Origin of the sequence: Hyalangium gracile, assembly GCF_020103725.1 — a bacterium.
Classification (GTDB): domain Bacteria; phylum Myxococcota; class Myxococcia; order Myxococcales; family Myxococcaceae; genus Hyalangium; species Hyalangium gracile.
The window spans coordinates 1-3,151 of record NZ_JAHXBG010000057.1 but is presented as its reverse complement, the minus strand read 5'-3'; the positions used below and the strand labels follow the sequence as shown (position 1 = coordinate 3,151).

The window sequence follows — 3,151 nt, the reverse complement described above, 5'->3', positions numbered from 1 at the left end:
GGGATTCCAGATCTCAGATCTCCACCGTCATCGTCGCCCCGGATCGACAGAGCCTGCGAGATGAGCGGCACCGCTCGTGGCAGGGGAGCTGTGTGAGGGGGTCCGGGGGAGACTGAAAAGTTGTGGGCAAGCTGTGGGACGGAGAAGGTGCCCGAGCGCGTGCCCCTGAAAAACGAAAGGCCCTCCAGCGACACCTGGAAGGCCCTCCTGGAGGCGCGCCCTGGGAGTGCGAGGTGGGCGGGCCGGTGAGAGGGAGGTAGCGCACTTCGGGGCGCGGCGCCAGAAGCGGGCCACGCGCCGGGGGGCGCGTGGAAGCACTGCGATATGTGATGTGTGGCCGAGCGGAGTGCCTGCGCCAGTTCTTCTTGTGCAGCCGGTGCGATCGGGGCCAGCGCTACTGCAGTGAGCCGTGCCGGAAGAGAGCCCGGCGGCAGTCGGTGCGCGAGGCAGGAGGGCGCTATCAGCGCACGCTGGATGGGAGGCATGCCCATGCCGCGCGCCAGGCCGCGTACCGACAGCGGCAGCAGCAGAAAGTGACGCATCAGCCTCCCCCAGTGGCTGCCGAGGAGCCGAAGGTGTCGCCCACGCTGGAGCCGCCCGCCATGTCGGCGCAGCTGCCCTCCAGCGCAGAGAGGCCCTTGCCGCATGCCCCCGAGCACTCCCCCACCTGCGCCCACTGCGGGCGTGTCAGCCGCTACGTGCGGCACACCACGCTGGCGCGCTTCCGCCCCCGTTGGAGCCAGCGCCCCGCTGCCGGAGGTGAGCCATGATTGAGCCCGAGGTACGCGCCCGAATCCGTCGGCTGTACTACGCCGAGCACTGGAAGGTGGGCACGATCGCCGCGGAGCTGAGCCTGCACCACGACACGGTGAGGGCAGCCCTCACCCAGGTGCAGGTGAAGAGCCTGGACAGGAGCACGCTCAAGCCCAGCGTGCTGGCGCCCTACAAGGACTTCATCCAGCACACCCTGCAAGCGCACCCGCGGCTGCGGGCCAGTCGCCTGTTCCACATGGTGAAGGCGCGCGGCTACCCGGGCAGCTACGTGCAGGTGCGGCGCTACGTCAACCAGGTGCGGCCGGTACCCCAGGCGGAGGCCTACCTGCGGCTGAGGACGCTGCCCGGAGAGCAGGCCCAGGTGGACTGGGGCCACTTCGGCAAGGTGCAGGTGGGCAACGCCTTGCGCACGCTGTCCTGCTTCGTGCTGGTGCTCTCGCACAGCCGCGCCCTGTACGCGCGCTTCTTCCTGGACACCACCATGGAGAGCTTCCTGTCCGGGCACGTGCATGCCTTCACCGCCCTGGGCGGCGTGCCGCGCTCCATTCTCTACGACAACCTCAAGAGCGTGGTGCTGGAGCGCGCAGGCGATGCCATCCGCTTCCACCCGCGCCTGTTGGAGCTGGCCGGCCACTACCACTTCGCACCCAAGCCGTGCGCCCCCTACAGGGGCAACGAGAAGGGCAAGGTCGAGCGCACCATCCGCTACCTGCGGGACTCCTTCTTCGCCGCGCGCTCCTTCCCCGGCGTGGACGAGCTCAACGCTCACCTGGCACGCTGGGTGGACGAGGTGGCGCACGCTCGAGCGGTACCGGGCGAGGCTGCGGGCCGCACCGTCGCCCAGGCCTGGGTGCAAGAGCGCCCTCTGCTGCTGCCGCTGCCCCAGCACCCCTTCGCCTGCGAGGTAGTGCGCCCCGTCTCCTCGGGCAAAACGCCCTACATCCGCTTCGACGGCAACGACTACTCCATCCCAGACACCCTGGTGAAAAAGCCTCTCACCCTGGTGGCCTCCACCTCCACGGTGCGCCTGCTCCAGGGCAGCCTCGAGGTGGCCCAGCACTCGCGCAGCTGGAGCAAGGGCGACACCATCGAGGATCCGCTCCACCTGGCGGCACTGGCTCGCAAGAAGACTCACGCTCACGAGCTGCGAGGCCGGGACGTGTTACGCACCCGCTGCCCGCGCGCCGACGTGCTGCTCAACCTGTTGGCGGCGCGGGGCGACAACCTGGGCAACCATACCGCTCGGCTCCTGTCCCTGCTGGAGCGCTACGGTGCCGCCGAACTGGAGTCCGCCATCGCTGAAACGCTGGCACGCGGGGCGCTCTCGCCCACCTCCGTAGCCCACGTGCTGGACATGCGGACCCGGCTCAAAGGCGCTCCCCCTCCACTGCCCGTCATCCTGCCCGACGACGCGCGCGTCCGCGAGCAGCGCGTCTCCCAGCACTCCCTCACCGACTATGACGCCCTGCTCAAGGGCCAGCAGCAGGAGCACACCCCATGAAGCCTTTGAAGGAACGCCTCACCTCTCTGGGCCTGCGTCATACCAGCGACACGCTGGACGACCTGATCGCCACGGCCACCAAACGCAGATGGGGGCCCACCGAACTCTTGGAGGCCATCGCCGACCAGGAATCCCAGGACAAGGCTCGCCGCAGCGTGGAGCGGCGCCTGGCCCACAGCCGCCTGGGCGCGCTCACTCCCATGGCCAGCTTCGACTGGGGCTGGCCCAAGCGCATTGACAGGGCCGCCGTCGACAGCGCTCTCCAATTGGACTTCATCGCCCGCCCCGCCAACGTCGTCCTCGTCGCCCCTCAAGGCCTGGGCAAAACCATGATTGCCCAGAACATCGCCTACAACGCGGTGCAGGCTGGCCACTCCGTCCTCTTCACCACCGCCAGCCAGCTGCTGTTGGATCTCGGCTGCCAGGACTCGGCTCGCGCGCTGGACAGAAGGCTCAAGCACTACTGCTCTCAAGCCGGGCTGCTCGTCATCGACGAAATTGGCTACCTCTCCTACGACGCGCGCAGCGCAGACCTGCTCTTCCAGGTCGTCTCTCGCCGCTACGAGAAGAAGCCCATCGTCTTGACCACCAATCTGCCCTTCAGCGAGTGGCCCTCCATCTTCCCCAACGCGGCCTGCGCCGTCGCCCTCATCGATCGCGTCATCCACCACGCCAGCATCATCAGCATCGAGGGCGACAGCTACCGCAGACGTGTGGCCGAGGAGTCGCGCGCCGAGCGTAAGGCCAAGAAGAGCTGAGCCTCAGCGCCACCTTGAAACGGCCCCTCTCTCCGCTCCGCCCACTCCGGGCGCCCGGGGAGTGGGGCCGTCGTGCGACCGATGACCCGATTTCCGCGCTCCACGATGACCGCCAACA

General features: G+C 68.5%; 3 protein-coding genes. All 3 read left to right on the top strand.

Annotated features, from left to right (window positions below):
• The first annotated feature begins 308 nt into the window (after positions 1-308).
• The 3 genes from KY572_RS46695 to istB are packed head-to-tail and all read left to right on the top strand — an operon-like array spanning position 309 to position 3,033.
• On the top strand, positions 309-770 hold the full coding sequence (locus KY572_RS46695; RefSeq protein WP_224250295.1) for a hypothetical protein: 462 nt from the start codon (positions 309-311) through the stop codon (positions 768-770).
• Positions 767-2,275: an IS21 family transposase gene (gene istA, locus KY572_RS46690; RefSeq protein ID WP_224250294.1), complete on the top strand. Its 1,509-nt coding sequence runs from the start codon at positions 767-769 to the stop codon at positions 2,273-2,275. Before KY572_RS46695 ends, istA begins: the two co-directional genes overlap by 4 nt.
• A complete protein-coding gene (gene istB, locus KY572_RS46685) occupies positions 2,272-3,033 on the top strand; it encodes an IS21-like element helper ATPase IstB (protein ID WP_224250293.1) in 762 nt (253 codons plus the stop codon). The genes istA and istB overlap by 4 nt, the downstream gene beginning before the upstream one ends.
• The last annotated feature ends 118 nt before the right edge of the window (positions 3,034-3,151 follow it).